Below are 18629 nucleotides of genomic sequence, written 5' to 3' on the forward strand. Positions count from 1 at the left end.
CAATTTTTTACATCCTTTGGCGCAGATTCAGCGCTGAAAAATCCCTGAAATGAGATACAAGAATCACTATCTTTTCGCCAAAACCCTTGCTATCGTTGCTTCAAATCAAATTAATCACGACAACAGCACAAAAATACGTGATGTGTCTATAAAAGCAGTGGAGTAAGGCGGAATGCATCTGCATATTTTGGGTATTTGTGGCACATTTATGGGCTCTTTGGCACTTTTGGCCCGCGATTTAGGACATACCGTCACAGGTTCAGACCAAAACGTCTATCCACCGATGTCGACTCAACTGGAAAATGCAGGCATTACCTTAATGCAAGGTTATGACCGCAGCCATTTACAACCGCATCCTGATTTAGTGATTGTGGGCAATGCCATGAAACGTGGGATTGATGCGGTTGAATATATGCTGAATGCTGGTTTGCCGTATATTTCTGGCCCGCAATTTTTGGCCGATCATGTCTTGCAAGGCAAACACGTACTGGGCGTTGCAGGCACGCACGGCAAAACCACCACCACCACCATGTTGGCGTGGGTATTGGATCAGGCAGGCTTAGAACCGGGCTTTTTAATTGGCGGCGTTCCTTTAGGCTTTAGTGAAAGTGCACGTTTGGGTGCAGGCAAGTATTTCTGTGTCGAAGCCGATGAATACGACTCTGCGTTTTTTGATAAACGCTCCAAGTTCGTACATTACCATCCTAAAACCGCCATTTTAAATAACCTTGAATTTGACCATGCCGATATTTTTGATGATTTGGCCGCAATTCAAAAACAATTCCATCATTTGGTGCGTACCATCCCAAGTGAAGGGCGCATTATTGCCCCAATTACAGAAACCCATATTGGTGAAGTGTTAGAAATGGGTTGCTGGACACCTGTGCTACGTACTTCGCTCAATGCAGATCCACAAGCGGAACTGTATGCAGAACAACTTGCAGCAGATGGTTCACATTTTAAAGTTCTGAAAAATGGTGTGCTACAAGGTGAAGTGCGCTGGAATATGACAGGGCAACACAGTGTCGCCAATGCCTTGGCAACCATCGCCGCAGCAGAGCATGTTGGGGTTGCAATTAAAACCGCATGTGCAGCGCTGTCCAATTTTGGTGGGGTGAAACGCCGTATGGAGTTATTAGGCACCATACGCGGCATTGAAGTCTATGATGACTTTGCCCACCATCCAACCGCAATTGAAACCACACTGGACGGCGCACGTAAGCGTTTGGGTGAGCGTAAGCTTTGGGCGATTATTGAACCACGTTCCAACACCATGCGCATGGGCAGTCATAAAGAGGGCTTGGCAGATTCAGCACGTTTGGCGGATGCTGTGATTTGGTATCAACCTGAAGGTTTAGACTGGGATTTACAGCCTGTGGTTGCCGCGGCAGACAATCATGCGGTGGTGGCCAATACTTTGGATGAAATTATTCAAAAAATCGTGAGCCAAGCAGGTGAGGGTGATGCTGTGGTCATTATGTCAAATGGTGGTTTTGGTGGTTTACATCAAAAACTCATTCAGGCTTTGCAACACACGGCTTAAAGTCGCTTCAACCACGTAAAATTTCTTTCAAAATCCCCTGTTTTTAGCAAAAATTAGGGGATTTCCAAATTATAAATTTATATATTATTATTTTTAAAAAAATATACTGCTCAGGAACTTATCATCTTGATCTGTTACTTTAGAAAGATAACTTCCTGCGAGCATCGCAATTGCAACAGCTTGCCTGCTGGATGTCTTTCATCACCATTACTAACAAATATGGTCACCATCTCAAAAACAATGAATGCCACGGTCTACCACGGCGCCCATGATATTGATTTTGAAGAACACCTATGTCCAGAAATTTTACAATCAATAGATGTCTTGATTGCTAACCAAAACTACAATTTGCAGTACTGACTGAGGCATTTGGCAAGGTAAAACCCAGAATTTCAAGACACTGCAATTGCCAAGTGAGGTAATTTGATGGCTATATTTTAGGTCCCGAAGGCATCGGGATGGTTAAAGAAGTTGGTTCGGCAATCAAAAATTTCAAAAAAAGGTGACATAGGGCATCATTTCTTGTGTCAGCCGTTGTAGTACATGTGAAAACTGTCAAAAACACCTTATGCACACTCCAAAATGAAGGCGGATAGATCATGGGATATAAGATTGATGATACCCAGGCAGAAGAAGATGCGGTTTAACGTATTTTAGAAATTACAGGTGGTCGTGGAGTAGACTGCGCCATGGAACTATCAGTGCCGAAGCAACTTGGAATATTTGACAAAATGTCGTCAAAGCAGACGGACATATTGCCAATGTGGCGCACAAAGGGCAGGTCGTAAATTTTGAGTTAAACAAACTCTGGATTAAAATCCTGACCATCAACCACGGGTTAAGTGAATGCCAATATACGACAGTCATGCTGCTAAAAAATTGCTGTTCAGCTAAATTGCCTTGAGAAAATTAAGCAACACACCATTTTAATTTTCAGAATTTGAAAAAGCCTATGATATATTTAAACATACTTCAGATGTAAAAGCCCTGAAAGTGATAATTAATGACAAATAATCTTGACTTTATTGCATGATAAAAAAGCCAATCTGCATGCTGTAGATTGGCTTTTTAATATTTAAACCGTTTTCAATAGATAGAGGCAAATGACCCTAATGCCCTACAAACTAAATTCAGAAAAAGTTTGAATAACCTCTATTTTTATAACCCCGTTGAGATTTTTCAGGCAAGATGGTTTGTTCTAAATCCAAAAGTAAAGCTAAAAATTGCTGTACCGTCTTTTCATCCAAACGATGTGGTAGAAAAACATCAAAGCCGAGCTTTTTAAATAAACTCGAAATTTGACTATGTCTATGAACATATTTCATAGACCATTCTGAAAAATGGACATGCTCAAGTATTTGGTCAGGGAAACGAAAGACATCACGGTGGCGCGGGTCCTGTTGAATACGCTCAAATAATTGCTCGAGCTGCTGTTGTTCACCTTCTAAACACTGAAAAAAATGACCTTCAGCATAATAAAGTACCCCATTAATATGTTGTGCAGCATTAAATTGACGAGCTGTTGCCAAAATATCACTGATTTCTTGGAGTAAATCATTTTGATGCTCTGCTCGGGTACTGGCATAACACAACCTGATTAACATATCACACTCTTGTTAATGTAAAAGTAGTCATGAAATTAAGATAATAGACTCAAATAATCACTCATTATTTTATAGTTTTGATTATTTTTTAATCAATTGTAATTTATGACTGACAATTCAACCGTACGTTTACCACTATGGTGTATGTGTAGCATCTTTTAACATACATTGCATTGAAAGTACGGTTTTGGTTTAGATTTGGAGAAAGTCATGCTTAAAGACGTGCTTACCACATCATTTTTATTAATTGTTTATTTTTGCATGCTGATTGGCTTTCACCGTTTAGGTCTGAATGAAGAAACAAATATACTCATTTCATCTTTTGTATTAGGGCTAAGTTTAAAGCAGTGGGTGAGCTCATTTTTTTTCCACTGGTTTTGTATTGCGCTTATCAGTGGTTTATGTATTGCACTGAATGATTCGGTGATGCTCAAATTCTTCTTATTCAGCATGCTGATTGGAATGCATGCAATACCTTACCTGTTGATCTACTTTAAAAAAGTGTTTGTAGAAAAACAGGTAAGCTCAACTATAGCGATTAAAAAATAATATTTTTTAAGCCACAACATCGGCATATTGTGTATCCGTTTCAAATGCCGTCTCAATATAAGAGCACACGGGTACAATTTTTAGCTGCTTTTCACGTGCAAAGGCGACCAAAATATCTAATAGTTGACGGGCAACCCCTTGACCACGTAATGTCAAATCAACCCAAGTGTGATCTGCTAAAATAGTGTGATCATCTTGATATTGATAAGTAATTTCAGCGATATGCCGACCATCTCGCTCAATAAAAAACTCGCCACCACGTGGGCTTTCTTGATGTTGAATTTGCATAAGTCCACCTATCAAACTAAATCTATTTTTTCAATTTGCCACAATCTTGACGAAGTATTGTGCTGAATTTGTACAATACAAATTAAAGTGATTTACCGTGCAAAATAAATTGCACAACATTTAAAATTATGTAATTCTTTACGCAGATTTAGGCAACGTCCTGATCCCAAATTATGTTGAACAAGGGGAGTAGCCTCCTCCAAGCGTTAAAATATAACTTTAACGTGTCAGCGTTTCGTCATTACACTTTGCAAAAAGTCGGACGCTGAGCATAGTGCACATACTTGTTGATACAAGTCCGCTCTATGTAGGCAAGACCTTGATCATGTTGTTACAGATGTTTGAAATCATCTGACAACAGGTCAAGGTTTTTTTGTGGCCAGTTGTTGGATGTGGAGATTGTATGGAATCCATCGGCAATTTATGGCTATATCTGGTCTTTTTTGCAATTGTTGCAGTCATGCTCGCCATTGACTTCTTAGGCTTTAAACAAAAAGCAGGCGAATCGGTCAAAGTCAAAACCGCTGCGTATTGGAGTATCGCCTGGGTCAGTGTGGCAGCTTTATTTGGTGGCGGTTTATGGCTGTATCTTAAACACAGCGTTGGGCTAGAAGTCGCCAACACCAAAGTCATGGAATACTTTGCGGGTTATTTGCTGGAAAAATCACTGGCGATTGATAATGTATTCGTTTGGTTGATGATCTTCGCCGCATTCGCCATCCCACCGGGCTTACAGCGTAAAATTTTACTCTACGGCGTACTGGGCGCAATTATTCTCAGAACCATTTTTATTTTTATTGGAGCTTGGTTTGTACAAGAATTCTCCTGGATTTTGTATATTTTTGGCGCATTTTTGGTCTACACAGGCTTTAAATTCTTAAAAGGTCCAGAGCAAGAAGCCAGCAATATTGAAGATATGGCGTTGTTGAAATGGCTACGCAAACACATGCGTATTACCCCAACACTGGAAAAAGATCAGTTTTTTGTGCGCCAAAATGGTGTACTTTGGGCAACGCCATTATTTTTAGTTTTAATTTTGGTCGAAGCATCTGACGTTATTTTTGCCGTGGATTCTATCCCTGCAATTTTTGCCGTGACCACCGATCCCTTTATTGTACTCACCGCAAATCTTATGGCTATTTTGGGCTTACGTGCCATGTTTTTCTTGCTCTCAGGAGCAGCCACTAAAATGCATTATTTGCCGTATGGGCTGGGTTTAATTCTGCTATTTATTGGCTTTAAAATGCTGATGTTAGATGTATTCCACATGCCTATCTGGATTTCACTCGGCTTTATTATACTTGTGCTGACAATCACTGCGTGGTTATCAATTCGACATAGTCGAAAACACCATGAAACCACATTATAAAATTTAATAATCCCCACCATCGTTGCAAGCCTTCTTTCGAGAAGGCTTTTTGTATTCATTTCACCAAGTTTTAATTTACCGTACGATAAATTTTATCGTACTGCTGCAAGCTACATTTAAGGTACAATCTCTTGAAAAATGAAAAATGTAGGTTGTTTTATGCCATCTCCTGTACAACGCACCGCAATTCGTGGTCGCTTTCTTGATTTCAAAAACTGTACCAGCCAAGCCGATCAAATTTCAGAACAAGTCCGTTATGTAGACGATGGCTTGTTAATTTGCGAACAAGGCAAAATTCAGTGGTTTGGTTCATGGCAAGAAGGGCAGGCACAGCTAAACGCCAACACAGAGTTCCATCATTATCCTGACCATCTCATTGTGCCTGGCTTCATCGACACCCATATTCATTTTCCACAGACTGAAATGATTGGCGCGTATGGTGAACAATTACTGGAATGGCTGAATACTTATACTTTTCCGACTGAACTGCAATTTGCAGATAAAGCCTATGCAGATCAGATTGCACAATTTTTTGTGCAGGAATTACTGAAAAATGGCACCACCACAGCTTTGGTGTTTTGTACGGTACATCCTGAATCGGTAGATGCGTTGTTTGAAGCGGCAGCACAACATCAAATGCGTTTAATTGCAGGTAAAGTGCTGATGGATCGGCATGCACCTGAAGCATTGTGTGACAGTGCAGACTCAGGCTATACAGACTCTAAAGCGTTGATTGAAAAATGGCATGGAAAAGGACGTAATCTCTACGCGATTACGCCACGTTTTGCACCGACTTCTAGCCCTGAGCAACTGGCGCGGGCAGGGCAACTCAAAGCCGAATATCCCGATGTTTATGTACATACCCATTTAAGTGAAAATCACAATGAAATTGCGTGGGTGAAACAATTATTTCCAGAGCAAAATGGATATTTAGATGTTTATCATCACTATGGTTTAACAGGTTCACGTTCGGTTTTTGCGCATTGCGTGCATTTAGAAGAACATGAATGGCAATGTCTGCATCATACCGATTCTGCAATTGCCTTTTGTCCAAGCTCCAATTTATTTTTGGGCAGCGGTTTATTTCCGCTGCATAAAACTTGGGAGCGACAGGTGAAGGTCGGTTTAGGTACAGATATTGGCGCAGGCACCACGTTTAATGTACTGCATATCCTCAATGAAGCCTATAAAGTACAACAACTGCAAGGGGCAAAACTCTCTGCTTTTGAAGCGTTGTATCACGCCACATTAGGTGCTGCCAAAGCTTTGGACTTAGACGATAAGCTGGGGAATTTTAAGGTAGGCAAAGAAGCCGATTTTGTGGTGCTGGATTTAAATGCCACCGCTTTACAACGCTTACGACAACAACGTTCCAAACATCTTGAAGATGCATTATTTGCCCTCATTACTTTAGCAGATGACCGTAATATTCATGCGACCTATATTTATGGACAACGTGCCTACTACCAACCCAATCAAAACTCAGCAGCAGGTGGCTAAACCTGCGCAATCCTCGTATATAAAACCCATCGGATGGGCAATGCTGATACTCGGTTGTGCTTTGTTGTTACGCTCAGATTCTCACTCAGCACAAAAATGATGCTATTTTAACCATGCAAGCACGTGCAACATCGCGCAAGATATATTAAAATTAGCGCATATTTTGGGGTGTTGCAGGTCAACACCTTTTTTATTTTTGCTTTTTAGGTATCTACCCATGACAGTTGAAATGCAGGTTTTGATTTCTGCAGAAGAAATCCAAACAAAAGTTCAGGAACTTGGTCAAAAAATTAATGCTCACTATGCCAATAGCGACAAAGAGTTGGTTTTAATTGGCTTATTACGTGGTTCTGTATTGTTCATGGCAGATTTATGCCGCACCATTCAAAAGCCGCATGAACTGGATTTTATGACTGTATCTAGCTACGGCGGAGGTACTGTGTCATCGCGTGATGTGAAAATTTTAAAAGATTTGGATGGTGAAATTCGCGGTAAAGATGTCTTGGTGGTTGAAGATATTATCGACTCGGGCAACACCCTAAATAAAGTGATGGAAATTTTGCAAACCCGTGAGCCAAATTCAATTGAGCTGTGTACCTTAATTAGCAAGCCATCACGCCGTGAAATTGAGCTTGAAGTTAAATTTATGGGCTTTGAAATTGAAGATAAGTTTATTGTCGGTTATGGCTTGGATTATGACCAAAAATATCGTCATATTCCGTTTATTGGCGAAATTGGCTTATAAAACAAATACACCTCGCTTTAAAAAAGTGATCGTTTCAGATCACTTTTTTTTATGGCTGAAATTTGCATTTCATCTATCTAACAGGACAAAAACACTACATGCTGTAGCATTATTCGACTATTTTCCTTGGGGTTTTTCGGCAAAGATAAGTCTGAAACATGATGTAAAACATAAACAAAGATAACAAGGAGCTGCTCATGTGGTCATTAATTGTCGCAATTGTGGTGGGTTTTATTGCAGGTCTAATCGCCCGCGCGATTCATCCTGGAGATGATAAAGCAGGGTTTATTGTCACCACCTTACTTGGGATTGCAGGGTCTTTATTGGCAACCTATGCAGGGCGTATGATGGGATTGTACGGTGATGGTTCTGCCGCAGGCTTTATTGCCTCCATCATTGGTGCGCTGATTATTCTATTTATTTATAATACGTTCATGAAAAAATCGCGTGCTTAAATCCTGTATTAACGACTGTAATTTTTCAGTCAAACATCTTCTCTCTCAATAAAAAAACCGCCTAAAAATTGAGGCGGTTTTTTTTATATCTACTTCGCAATCACAAATTTCAGGTTTGCTCCGATACACACTACACAATTTTAGTTGCCAATATCAGATAAAAAATTAGCCGTTCTTAAAGACCAAATTCTTTAAAAATCTGTTCAATTTGTGCCGCAGGATATGCTCCCATAACTTTAAAGCCATTCGAGAAAATAATCGCAGGCGTACCGTTTACACCTAAACGATGCGCTAAAACAATGTTGCGCTCCACAGGGTTGGCACAACTGCTTTGACTTGTAGGCAATTGTGCTTTTGTGATCAGGTTTTCCCAAGCAAGAGCAGGGTTTTTCTCACAATACACCTGTTTAGATGGCGCAACAGATTGCGCTTTTAACGGCAAAATAAAGGTATAGATTGTAATGTTGTCCAGCTTTTTCAGTTCAGCCTCAAGCTGTTTACAATATGGGCAATTTGGGTCAGAAAAGACCGCAATCTGACGTTTTCCCGTACCTCGCACACTTTTGATTGCATCTTGTAACGGTAACTTTTTCCAATCGACACTGTTTTGTTGGATCAATAAATCTTTGGTTAAGTTATGCTGATCCTTTAAACGAATCATTGAACCCGCCAAAATATGTTGTGCATCTTCATTCAAATACACCACTTGATCATCCATAGAGGCACTGTAAATACCTTTCATTTCTGTGGCTTGAATATTGTCTAATTTCAGTTGCGGATGCTGTTGTTTGACATTTTTACTAACCGTTGCAACATCGGCCATGCTCACGGCGCTGCATAATCCCATTAAGGCAGCTAAACTCAATTGTTTAATCATGTGTTTCATCTAAAAGTAAATTTAGCCTGATTCTAAGCTGAAAGCTGCACAGAATTCAGTGTTTTTAAGCCAGAATTACGCAATTGCTACAACTCGTTTTTGCTATGCAACGCTTTAGGTTTCACGTGGAACATTCAAGCCTGATGGCGGATTAATTTCTACTGAAATATGCACAATTTCTTCATGAATGGCGAGGGCGGTGCGGACTTGATCTGCGTCTAAATCGTGTGCGGTTTCCAATGCCAAAATACAGGAAAATTTACCCTGTCCGACTTTCCAAACATGCAAGTCTGTGATCATCACACTGACTGGTAACTCTGCAATCACTTCACGAATTTCATCCACCACAGGATGATCCATTTCTGCATCCAGCAATGTTTTCCCTGTTTCCTGCATCAAACCTATCGCCCAACGCGCCACTAAAATTGAACCAACAATACCTAACAGTGCATCTAGAAAATCCCAGCCCCAATATTTACCCGCAATTAAAGCAATAATCGCAAAAATTGAAGTCACCGCATCTGCCACCACATGCATAAAGGCGGCTTTTTGATTCAGGTCATGGCTGTCATGCGTATGCTCATGATGGTGATGGTGATGGTGATGGTGATGGTGATGGTGATGGTGATGGTGATGGTGATGGTGATCATCTTCATGTAATAACCATGCACAAATCAAATTGACCAATAACCCTAAAATTGCAATTGGGATGGCTTGGTTATACTGAATATCGACAGGAAAAAATAAACGCTCGATAGAGTGAATTGCCATAAATGCAGCCACCACCAACAATAAAATGGCGCTGCTATAGCCAGCTAAAATTTCAATTTTCCATGTACCAAAACTAAACCGTGTATCTGCTGCATAATGACGTGCTGCCCGATAGGCAAAATAAGCCAAGCCTAGCGCCAGCATGTGTGAGCTCATGTGCCAGCCATCCGCTAGCAAAGCCATGGAATGAAAAATCCAACCACCCAAGATTTCCAAGAACATCATGACAGCCGTCAGCAAAGCCGCATATAATATTTTTTTCTGCGCCAGCGGATTGCCTTGATCGAATTGATGTGGATGGATACGATGAGAGTGTTGCTGACGCATAATGGGAAATCATTGTTAAATATACTCTCCTAGAGTATATAGAAATTGAGGTGATGTGTTGGGTCATTTACATACAGATAAGAAAATTTTAAATCGCGTCAAACGTCTACAAGGGCAAATTGGGGCAGTGGAACAAGCACTTCACAATCCTGATCATGGCTGTATTGAAGTTTTACAACAAGTCGCAGCTATTAAAGGTGCGGTCAATGGTTTGATGAATGAGTTAATCGAATCGCATTTGCGTCATCATGTGATTGGTGATCAATGCGCGATTGATGAACATGAACTGGAAGAGTTTATGAAACTGCTAAAACGCTATGCTTAAACACAAATAGGCTTGACCAGATTCAAGGCTTGTCTTTACACTGAGTGATATTTCTCACTATATGAGACTAAACTCAACAGTTTAGCCATCAATCGAGTTTTTTATGACTCAATCTCAATCTTGGCATCCTTTCGTGATGATCAGCCTCGCCCTGATTATTGGCACCATGGGCACGGCACTTGCAAGCCCGCTGTATCCAATTTATCAGGAATTGTGGCAGCTTTTACCCAGCCATATCACCTTTATTTTTGTGGCGTATATGCTCGGTTGTTTGGCTACCTTGCTCTTTTTAGGGCGTACCAGCAACAGTATCGGCTTCTTAAAAACCTTAGAATTGGGTTTAGTGATCATCACCCTCGGACTGATTCTGTCGATGTTTGCCACCAATGCACTTTGGCTTGCTTTGGGGCGTTTTGTGATTGGAATTGCTTCAGGTCTTATGACTACATCGGCGTTAATTGGCTTAATGTGGAGTATCCCCGAATCACATAAAGCACATGCGCCACAGCTCAGTTCAGTCATTACCGCAGTCGGGTTTGGCTTAGGTCCTTTGCTCGGTGGTGGTGTGGCACAATTTTCAGCAGCGCCTTTGTTTAGTCCATATATTCCTGTCATTTTGGGTGCAGTACTGTGTTTTATTGGATTGTTACGTTTAGCACCGCCTGAATTTACGCCACAAGCCTTCTCGATTGCCCCAAAATTAGAACGCCCAGAACCACGCTTTCATGCAGAATTTTATATTACAGGTTTAACCGCATTCTGTGCCTTTGCTGCCTTTAGTTTATTTGCTTCGCTCTCTCCCTCTTTTGTGCAAGTGATTATTCCGTGGCACGGGCCTTTGGTCAGTGGTTTGGCTATCACCTGTATTTTGCTGATTTCAGCGCTGGTGCAGTATTTTTCCAAAGCCATTCCTGCACAAAAATGTCTAAATCATGGGCTGTATTTGCTGTTATTGAGTTTATTGGTACTCGGTTTATGCATGTATTTACACTGGAGTTTTCTATTTTTTGTGAGTGATGTGCTGCTAGGCATAGGACACGGGTTGGCATTGATTGGCGCTTTTGGTTTAATTCATGCCATGACCAATCTGCAGAATCGTGCTGCAGTGATGTCGACCTATTTATTTGTGGGCTATTTAGGCACGATTCTGCCAATTATTGCAGTCGGTTATCTGGCCGATCATTTCGGTTTAACCACCGCCGTACTTAGCTTTTGTGCAGCCATCTGCTTACTGTGTGGCTACATCATTATTTGGTATCGCCAGTTGCAGAACAAACCTGTTTTAGGATGAAGTTTCATCTAAACGACAAACTAAAATCAGGACAAGGTTTGGATCAGCTGAGTTTATTCAAATATTCAAACCTTGTAGATGAATGGGACTATGTCTTCTATTTTGATCTCAAACTCAATAGCCATTATTTTTCATTGATGGTTTGATGCTCTAATTCTTTGGTTAGGAAGTAATTCAAAAAGGTTCGAATCACTGCAATGATCGCCAGTTTAATTAGGCTATCTAAATCTGGATCTACTGTGGTGGCTAAAATATCTGCAGCCAACTGAAATTCAAGTGCCGTCGCAAGCCAATCCCCAAAACAATAACGTGCAGTACGCCCCGATTTTAACCGAACCAGCACCCATAAAGTTTTAACTAGACCAATCACCACACAAATCACAGAAATGGCTTCGAGTGACAATTGCAGAAAATGAACCGAAGAAATGAGTATTTCACGTAAAAAAGCCAGTTCAAACATCCAAAAAACCTCCATCAGAGATTTCATCTCGTGCATTTAGGATTGAATTGAGCGCCAATCTTTGATTATTTTCTCATCATAGCTTTAAATGCTGCGGTTTAAAAAGACTTGCGTGATTATTGATGGGTTTTCATAAAGGTAAATTGAAATGTTTAAACATGACATAAGTTAGATCGGGCTTGTGCCGAATGAGAAACTAAACATTAACGAATAGGCTGATTTTTAGTAGCAGATCACCCCAAATAGGATAATAAAAAAGCACTAAGCCACTCAAACTTAATGCTATTTTTGTATCAAATCAGGAAGTAATCGCTAAAAATCATTTCCCAATACAAAACGATCCAAAAATCTTGCCCAACAAATCATCTGCAGAAAAATCACCAGTGATCTCACCCAAAGCATTCTGTGCAAGACGTAACGACTCGGCTACTAATTCCCCCGCATGATAGACCACCAACTGCTCACGTGCTTCAGCCAAATACTGCTGCGTGCGCTTCATTGCGTCTAAATGACGGGTACGTGCAATAAAGGTATCTTCTTCAGGCTGAAAGCCTGCATGCGCTGTAATCGCCTCTATGAGCGATTGAACACCTGTTTCTTGTTTGGCCGACACAGTAATATGTCTAAACCCTTTAAAATCTGAAATTGTAGCTTGTACACCAGTTAAATCACATTTATTGCCAATCAACATCAAACGCTTCGGTTCAATATGTTCCGCAAAATAATGCTGTGCCAATTGCAACGGATCTTCGTTTTGGCTCAAGTCATAGACCAATAACAATAAATCTGCCTGTTCAATTTCTTTAATCGCACGGCGAATCCCTTCCTGTTCCACAATATCCCCTGTTTCACGCAAGCCTGCGGTATCGGTCAGGGTAATTGGTAAGCCATTCAGGGTAATTTTTTCATGCAATACGTCACGAGTAGTCCCTGCAATATCGGTCACAATCGCACGTTCAATACCCGCCAAGGCATTGAGTAAGGAAGATTTACCTGCATTCGGTTTGCCCGCAATCACCACCTGCAGACCTTCACGCAACAATTGTCCCTGACGCGCAGATTGTTGCACAGCAGTCACTGAAGTAGCCACTTCATCTAGCAAATTAAGGATTTTCCCATCGGCCAAAAAGTCAATTTCTTCTTCAGGAAAATCAATAGCAGCTTCAACATGCAAACGTAAATGAATTAACTGTTCTAGCACAGTATTCACTTTGGTGGAAAAAGCCCCTTGAAGGGAACGCACTGCAGAACGCGCAGCGGCTTGTGAAGTGGCATCAATTAAATCGGCAATGGCTTCGGCCTGTACCAAATCTAGCTTGCCATTTTCAAAGGCGCGCATCGAAAATTCACCCGCTTTGGCAGCCGTTGCACCGAGTTCCAGTAAACGTGCCAATAAAGCATTTTGAATCACTGGGCCACCATGCCCTTGTAGTTCCACCACATCTTCGCCAGTAAATGAATGAGGATTTGGGAAACAAATCACCAAACCTTCATCCATGACTTCATTGGCTGCATCGTAAAACTGGCGAAAACCTGCGTAACGTGCTTTGGGTAAGTCTTTTTGGGTCAAGGCTGCGGCAATCGCATAGGCTTTTGGTCCCGACAGGCGAATCACCCCCACACCACCACGGCCAGGTGGAGTCGCGATTGCGGCAATGGTGCTGCGGTTATACATAAAATTCACCTAAAACTTTCAAAATATATGCAAAGAAAAATCCGCCTAAGATTACCATCTTAAGCGGATTTATTCAGCAGCTCAGCCATACTTAATTGACTGGAGTTGCCTCTTCTCGTTTAGCGCGGTCTTTTTCAACACTTTTGTTGATCAAGCTTTGCTGCAAAATCGTAATCAAGTTGTTGACAATCCAGTACAGAACTAGACCTGCAGGGAAGAACAATAAGAATACGGTAAATACCACAGGCATAATGCGGAAGATTTTTGCCTGCATTGGATCTGTTGGCTGTGGGTTCAACATTTGTTGAACATACATGGTCACACCCATCAACAATGGCAAGATAAACCAAGGGTCCATTGCCGATAAGTCTTGAATCCAACCTAACCACGGTGCATGGCGTAACTCTACCGATTCCATCAATACCCAGTACAAGGCAAGGAAAATTGGCATTTGTAGTAACAATGGCAAACAACCTGACAGTGGATTCACTTGTTCACGTTTATAAAGTGCCATCATTTCTTGCGAGAAACGCATACGGTCTTCGCCAAATTCTTCTTTCATGCGCTGCATTTCTGGTGCAATCACACGCATTTTCGCCATAGAACGATAGCTCTTAGACGATAACGGCCAAAGAATCAGTTTGACAAGAACGGTTAATAAGATGATTGACCAACCCCAGTTGCCCACTAAACCATGGAAGAATTGCAAACCAATAAACAATAATTTTGCAATTGGCCATAACCAGCCATAATCCACAGTTTGGTTCAAACCTGTCGCCAAATCTTTCAATTCAGACTGAATTTTTGGACCAGAGTAGAAGGTCGCATCAACTTCTGCCACCGTACCTGCAGGGACATTAATGGTTGGCGAGGTAAAACCAATGATGTTCATTTCATCGCTAGATTTACGTGATTCCAACTTCGCTGCATACGGTTGACCATCGGCCTGCGTCAATTTTAACTGCCCTGGAACCCATGCACTCACGAAATAGTGCTGAACCACGGCCACCCAACCACCTGTTGCATCGACATTCAATTTTTCGTCATTAAAATTGTCAAATTTCAACTTGTTGTAGTGTTCTTCAGGTGTTCCCCATGCGCCGCCAAGGAAAGTACCCAAGGTAAAAATACCTTGATCTGACTTGCCTGGATCATCTGAATTATCACGTTTCAACTGACCAAACATCTGACCTTGCCAGTTTTGGCTGCTGCGGTTAATCACTTTGTGATTCACCAGCACAGGATATTCACCTTCAGTAAAACTAAAGGTTTTAATGATTTCTACACCATCGGCAGTTTTATATACCATTGGGACAGTTAAAGTTTTAACTGTTTCACCCGCTTTATTTTTGCTTTCTTTGGCATCGGCTAAGCTATAAGTCGATTTTTCAATTTCATAGCTTGGGCGGCCATTACGGCTACTGTCTGGACCATTCAGCCCGATTAACCCAGATTGCGCGACATAGGTGCGCTTAGCATCGCTTTCCAGCATGACGAAAGGATCGTCACTGTCTTTATTTTTGTCATGATTGAGTAATTCAACACGAACAATATCACCACCTTTCGGATTGATCCAAAGATGATAAAGGTCAGTTTGTACTGAAATAAGCTGCTGACTTACAGGTGCTGTGGCATCGGTTGTTTGCTGTGCAGGAATATTTGCTTGCGGTACATCAGAAGCTGCTGTAGCCGTTTGGGCATTCGGCAAATCTGCAGACACTTCATGTGAAACAACGGCAGTTTTTTGCTGCGGTGCTGTTTCAGCATTTCCATAATCTTTTTGCCACGCCAAAATGAGCAAATATGCGACGACAAACATGGCCCCGAGAATTGCAAACCTGGCCCATTGTTGCATATCTATTACCCCAAGTGGTTAGAGTGATTTTGGTTCAATAAACGATCACGAAAGGGTACAGTAATGTGATGCGTTTGAGAATCTATTTGCTGAAATGAAATAAAACGAATGACTTTTGGCGGCACCGGATCATAGCCCGCACCACCCCACGGATGACAACGACAAATACGTTTTGTAGCCAGCCACACACCACGTACAGCACCATGCGTATGGACTGCTTCCAAAGAATATTGAGAACATGTTGGAATATAGCGACAGCGTGGTCCCAATAAAGGACTAATCGCGATCTGATAGAAACGTATCAACCAATGCAGTAAACGTACCATTGGCCATCTCTACTTTTGTGGGGAGGGAGCTATTTTTGAATGCTTTTTGGCGAGACGTTGTAACTTCTGCCAAGCAAATTGTAATTGCTGATGCAATTCCGCATTAGATACCGTATCTACCCCAACTTTGGGCATTACCACAATATCTAAGTCATTTAATTGCTGTTGGTGTAAGCGAAAACTTTCGCGAGCAAGTCGTTTTACTCGATTTCGTTCGTGTGCACGACGCACTTTCTTTTTTGCAACGACAAGACCCAAACGGCTATTCGGCAGTTCGGAATGTTTTGCAAGAAATAAGAAATGGGGTTGATGCACTTTAAAAAGCGCACCATCAAACACACCTTTATAATCGGCAGCACAGCGTAATCTCAACTCTGTGCTGAAGCCATAAAGTGTTGTCATAACACCCAAGAGTCGGTTCAGCGTGACTGTATTAAACAGTTAAGCTGTGACGACCTTTTGCACGACGGCGAGCCAATACTTGACGACCAGCTTTAGTAGCCATACGAGCACGGAAACCATGAACGCGCTTACGCTTTAATTCAGATGGTTGAAATGTACGTTTCATATCGAAACTCCAAAAATGATCTTTCTATAAAGGTCCGCGATTTTAGTGCTCATTGCTTGAGCTGTCAATGAAAAACACGGTTTCTTGCAAAATAAGCCTAAATTTTTCTTTTTAACAAGTTTTCGCTCAATTGACTGGTTGATCATACAAATTAAAGTATACACAAGATAAGCAATTGTTTATGCTTGACTAATAAGTTATTAACAGTATTATTCACATAATTATCCACAAGCTTATTCTGTTTAATTTTAAAATTTTCGGTTTTGAATTTAAATTTAAACTCAGATTGAATTATCCACAGTTGCAACGTTTCTTATAAATAAATTCAAATTTATAAATTTAAATTTATTACTATTAGGGACGCATTTTTCTGTTGAAAACCCACTTTTTCTTTTATAAAACAAAATTTTGAATTGTGGATATCTGTGTTTCTATAATTTTAATACTATGTGGATAACTTTGTGCTATATTTTATCCACACCTTGCGGATAAACTTATCCACACCACGTTTCAAATTTAAATTCAGGTTTAATGATTCCTTTTTTGAGCAATTTTGCTGATTTTGTCATGACAGATGTGGATAACTTGGTTAGAATGGCGACCCGCTCAGGCGGTCGAGAGAAGTTTTAAATTTAAAAATGGATTAGATAGGGGTTTCACATGCTTTGGACGGACTGCTTAAATCGCTTGCGACAAGAGCTCTCTGGAAATGTCTTTACAATGTGGATTCGCCCATTGGTGGCAGAAGAAGTTGAAGATACATTAAAACTTTATGCGCCTAATCCTTATTGGACGCGTTACATTCAAGAACATCATCTGGAATTGATTACTATTTTGGCAGAGCAGTTGTCTGAGGGACGCGTGCGTAAGGTCGAAATTTTAGTCGATTCGCGTCCAGGTGCAATTTTATCGGCCAGTGAACAACCTGCTACCACTACTGCTGCGCTGGAATCTAGCCCTGCGCCTGTGGCCAAGCCTAAACGTGAAAAAGAAGAAAGTTCTGCAAAAAGCCGTAAACGCCAACTCAATCCGTTATTTACCTTTTCCTTATTTGTGGAAGGTCGTTCTAACCAAATGGCTGCGGAAACCTGTCGCAAGGTATTGACCCAATTGGGGGCTTCACAGCACAACCCATTATTTTTGTATGGCCCAACAGGTTTGGGTAAAACTCACTTGATGCAAGCGGTGGGCAATGCTTTGTTGCAAGCCAAACCGAATGCACGGGTGATGTACATGACTGCAGAAAGTTTTGTGCAGGATTTTGTCAGCTCTTTGCAGCAGGGTAAGGTTGAAGAATTTAAGAAAAACTGCCGCTCTTTAGATTTGTTATTGGTGGATGACATTCACTTATTGGCAGGTAAAGAAGCCAGTTTGGTGGAGTTTTTCTATACCTTTAACGCTTTATTGGATGAATCTAAACAGATTATTTTGACTTCAGACCGTTATCCAAAAGAATTAACCGAATTGGATGCACGTTTGGTGTCACGTTTTTCTTGGGGCTTATCAGTCGGGGTAGAACCGCCAGATATTGAAACCCGAATTGAAATTTTATTAAAGAAAGCTGAAAGCAGCGCCGTAGATTTACCACGTAACTGTGCTTTATTTATTGCCCAGCAAGTGGTGGCTAATGTGCGTGAACTTGAAGGTGCACTCAATAAAGTGGTGGCAATTTCCCGTTTTAAAGGCACCCCAATCGATCTAGATGTGGTACGTGAATCTTTAAAAGATGTCTTGGCAATTCGCGCACGTACCATCAGTACCGAAAATATTCAGCGAGTCGTGAGTGAATATTTCCGTATTCCGCTCAAAGAATTGGTGGGGCCAAAACGTACCCGTATTTATGCGCGTCCACGTCAGTTGGCAATGGGCTTGGCACGTGAGCTGACAGGCGATAGTTTCCCTGAAATTGGTATGGCATTTGGTGGCCGTGATCACAGTACCGTGATGCATGCCTGCGAAAAAGTACAAAGCCTGCGCGAAGAAGATCCGATCTTTAACGAAGACTATAAAAACCTGCAACGATTGTTGCAAAGTTGACCGAATTTGCTCAAATTCTGTTCTTGCCATGCGGCAGCTTTTGCCGCATAGTACACTGCTAAAA

Annotated in this window: 18 protein-coding genes; 8 read left to right on the forward strand and 10 right to left on the reverse strand. The window is 41.2% G+C overall.

Annotation, left to right across the window (positions count from 1 at the left end; all coding sequences use genetic code 11):
• The first annotated feature begins 172 nt into the window (after positions 1-172).
• A complete protein-coding gene (gene mpl / locus HYG89_RS13330) occupies positions 173-1543 on the forward strand; it encodes a UDP-N-acetylmuramate:L-alanyl-gamma-D-glutamyl-meso-diaminopimelate ligase (RefSeq protein WP_178867898.1) in 1371 nt (456 codons plus the stop codon).
• Between the two features lie 1130 nt (positions 1544-2673).
• Here mpl and HYG89_RS13335 read toward each other — a convergent pair.
• Both HYG89_RS13335 and HYG89_RS13340 read right to left on the reverse strand, forming a co-directional pair.
• On the reverse strand, positions 2674-3147 hold the full coding sequence (locus HYG89_RS13335; protein ID WP_104852788.1) for a BLUF domain-containing protein: 474 nt from the start codon (positions 3145-3147) through the stop codon (positions 2674-2676).
• Between the two features lie 555 nt (positions 3148-3702).
• A complete protein-coding gene (locus tag HYG89_RS13340; protein ID WP_178319442.1) occupies positions 3703-3984 on the reverse strand; it encodes a GNAT family N-acetyltransferase in 282 nt (93 codons plus the stop codon).
• 403 nt (positions 3985-4387) lie between these two features.
• On the opposite strand from HYG89_RS13340, the gene HYG89_RS13345 reads away from it, so the two are divergent.
• From HYG89_RS13345 to HYG89_RS13360, 4 genes are all read left to right on the forward strand, one after another.
• The gene (locus HYG89_RS13345; RefSeq protein ID WP_178867900.1) at positions 4388-5353 is read left to right on the forward strand and encodes a TerC family protein; all 966 of its coding nucleotides are present in this window, start codon (positions 4388-4390) and stop codon (positions 5351-5353) included.
• Between the two features lie 159 nt (positions 5354-5512).
• Complete coding sequence (gene guaD / locus HYG89_RS13350; protein WP_178867902.1) at positions 5513-6853, forward strand: guanine deaminase; 1341 nt, start codon at positions 5513-5515, stop codon at positions 6851-6853.
• Positions 6854-7070: 217 nt separating this feature from the next.
• Complete coding sequence (gene hpt / locus HYG89_RS13355) at positions 7071-7598, forward strand: hypoxanthine phosphoribosyltransferase (RefSeq protein WP_004969787.1); 528 nt, start codon at positions 7071-7073, stop codon at positions 7596-7598.
• Between the two features lie 197 nt (positions 7599-7795).
• Positions 7796-8053 (forward strand): GlsB/YeaQ/YmgE family stress response membrane protein, encoded by a 258-nt coding sequence (locus HYG89_RS13360; RefSeq protein ID WP_004969785.1) that lies wholly within the window; start codon positions 7796-7798, stop codon positions 8051-8053.
• Between the two features lie 175 nt (positions 8054-8228).
• On the opposite strand, the gene HYG89_RS13365 is transcribed toward HYG89_RS13360, so the two are convergent.
• Entirely contained in the window at positions 8229-8876 is a 648-nt protein-coding gene (locus HYG89_RS13365; RefSeq protein WP_372595712.1) for a DsbC family protein, read from the reverse strand.
• 168 nt (positions 8877-9044) lie between these two features.
• The gene (gene dmeF / locus HYG89_RS13370) at positions 9045-10028 is read right to left on the reverse strand and encodes a CDF family Co(II)/Ni(II) efflux transporter DmeF (protein ID WP_178867906.1); all 984 of its coding nucleotides are present in this window, start codon (positions 10026-10028) and stop codon (positions 9045-9047) included.
• A gap of 58 nt (positions 10029-10086) precedes the next feature.
• On the opposite strand from dmeF, the gene HYG89_RS13375 reads away from it, so the two are divergent.
• Together HYG89_RS13375 and HYG89_RS13380 are read left to right on the forward strand one after the other, a co-directional pair.
• Positions 10087-10353, forward strand: a complete 267-nt coding sequence (locus HYG89_RS13375; RefSeq protein ID WP_004969779.1) for a metal/formaldehyde-sensitive transcriptional repressor — start codon at positions 10087-10089, stop codon at positions 10351-10353.
• Between the two features lie 103 nt (positions 10354-10456).
• Positions 10457-11644: an MFS transporter gene (locus HYG89_RS13380; RefSeq protein ID WP_178867908.1), complete on the forward strand. Its 1188-nt coding sequence runs from the start codon at positions 10457-10459 to the stop codon at positions 11642-11644.
• A gap of 124 nt (positions 11645-11768) precedes the next feature.
• Here the strand turns inward: HYG89_RS13380 and HYG89_RS13385 are convergent, their stop codons facing one another.
• The 6 genes from HYG89_RS13385 to rpmH all read right to left on the reverse strand — a co-directional run bounded on the left by HYG89_RS13385 (position 11769) and on the right by rpmH (position 16528).
• Complete coding sequence (locus tag HYG89_RS13385; RefSeq protein WP_178867909.1) at positions 11769-12104, reverse strand: DUF1622 domain-containing protein; 336 nt, start codon at positions 12102-12104, stop codon at positions 11769-11771.
• 319 nt (positions 12105-12423) lie between these two features.
• On the reverse strand, positions 12424-13779 hold the full coding sequence (gene mnmE, locus HYG89_RS13390; RefSeq protein ID WP_178867910.1) for a tRNA uridine-5-carboxymethylaminomethyl(34) synthesis GTPase MnmE: 1356 nt from the start codon (positions 13777-13779) through the stop codon (positions 12424-12426).
• A gap of 91 nt (positions 13780-13870) precedes the next feature.
• Positions 13871-15634 (reverse strand): membrane protein insertase YidC, encoded by a 1764-nt coding sequence (gene yidC, locus HYG89_RS13395; RefSeq protein ID WP_004969769.1) that lies wholly within the window; start codon positions 15632-15634, stop codon positions 13871-13873.
• A gap of 5 nt (positions 15635-15639) precedes the next feature.
• A complete protein-coding gene (gene yidD / locus HYG89_RS13400) occupies positions 15640-15960 on the reverse strand; it encodes a membrane protein insertion efficiency factor YidD (RefSeq protein ID WP_178867911.1) in 321 nt (106 codons plus the stop codon).
• A gap of 9 nt (positions 15961-15969) precedes the next feature.
• Positions 15970-16362 carry a ribonuclease P protein component gene (rnpA, locus tag HYG89_RS13405; RefSeq protein WP_004969764.1) on the reverse strand — a complete coding sequence of 131 codons (393 nt, stop codon included), beginning with the start codon at positions 16360-16362 and terminating at the stop codon, positions 15970-15972.
• A 31-nt stretch (positions 16363-16393) separates the two neighbouring features.
• Positions 16394-16528 (reverse strand): 50S ribosomal protein L34, encoded by a 135-nt coding sequence (gene rpmH, locus HYG89_RS13410; RefSeq protein ID WP_000831329.1) that lies wholly within the window; start codon positions 16526-16528, stop codon positions 16394-16396.
• A 660-nt stretch (positions 16529-17188) separates the two neighbouring features.
• Between rpmH and dnaA the strand changes: the two genes are divergently transcribed.
• Positions 17189-18565, forward strand: a complete 1377-nt coding sequence (gene dnaA / locus HYG89_RS13415) for a chromosomal replication initiator protein DnaA (protein WP_004969761.1) — start codon at positions 17189-17191, stop codon at positions 18563-18565.
• The last annotated feature ends 64 nt before the right edge of the window (positions 18566-18629 follow it).

It is taken from the genome of Acinetobacter sp. SwsAc5 (assembly GCF_013391485.1).
Lineage (GTDB): Bacteria > Pseudomonadota > Gammaproteobacteria > Pseudomonadales > Moraxellaceae > Acinetobacter > Acinetobacter towneri.

Coding starts and splice junctions, on each gene's coding strand:
- HYG89_RS13360 (WP_004969785.1), top strand. CDS start 7,796: ATGTGGTCATTAATTGTCGCAATTGTGGTGGGTTTTATTGCAGGTCTA.
- rnpA (WP_004969764.1), bottom strand. CDS start 16,362: ATGACAACACTTTATGGCTTCAGCACAGAGTTGAGATTACGCTGTGCT.
- mnmE (WP_178867910.1), bottom strand. CDS start 13,779: ATGTATAACCGCAGCACCATTGCCGCAATCGCGACTCCACCTGGCCGT.
- dmeF (WP_178867906.1), bottom strand. CDS start 10,028: ATGCGTCAGCAACACTCTCATCGTATCCATCCACATCAATTCGATCAA.
- mpl (WP_178867898.1), top strand. CDS start 173: ATGCATCTGCATATTTTGGGTATTTGTGGCACATTTATGGGCTCTTTG.
- HYG89_RS13335 (WP_104852788.1), bottom strand. CDS start 3,147: ATGTTAATCAGGTTGTGTTATGCCAGTACCCGAGCAGAGCATCAAAAT.
- HYG89_RS13380 (WP_178867908.1), top strand. CDS start 10,457: ATGACTCAATCTCAATCTTGGCATCCTTTCGTGATGATCAGCCTCGCC.
- yidC (WP_004969769.1), bottom strand. CDS start 15,634: ATGCAACAATGGGCCAGGTTTGCAATTCTCGGGGCCATGTTTGTCGTC.
- dnaA (WP_004969761.1), top strand. CDS start 17,189: ATGCTTTGGACGGACTGCTTAAATCGCTTGCGACAAGAGCTCTCTGGA.
- HYG89_RS13340 (WP_178319442.1), bottom strand. CDS start 3,984: ATGCAAATTCAACATCAAGAAAGCCCACGTGGTGGCGAGTTTTTTATT.
- yidD (WP_178867911.1), bottom strand. CDS start 15,960: ATGGTACGTTTACTGCATTGGTTGATACGTTTCTATCAGATCGCGATT.
- HYG89_RS13385 (WP_178867909.1), bottom strand. CDS start 12,104: ATGTTTGAACTGGCTTTTTTACGTGAAATACTCATTTCTTCGGTTCAT.
- HYG89_RS13345 (WP_178867900.1), top strand. CDS start 4,388: ATGGAATCCATCGGCAATTTATGGCTATATCTGGTCTTTTTTGCAATT.
- rpmH (WP_000831329.1), bottom strand. CDS start 16,528: ATGAAACGTACATTTCAACCATCTGAATTAAAGCGTAAGCGCGTTCAT.
- guaD (WP_178867902.1), top strand. CDS start 5,513: ATGCCATCTCCTGTACAACGCACCGCAATTCGTGGTCGCTTTCTTGAT.
- HYG89_RS13365 (WP_372595712.1), bottom strand. CDS start 8,876: ATGGCCGATGTTGCAACGGTTAGTAAAAATGTCAAACAACAGCATCCG.
- hpt (WP_004969787.1), top strand. CDS start 7,071: ATGACAGTTGAAATGCAGGTTTTGATTTCTGCAGAAGAAATCCAAACA.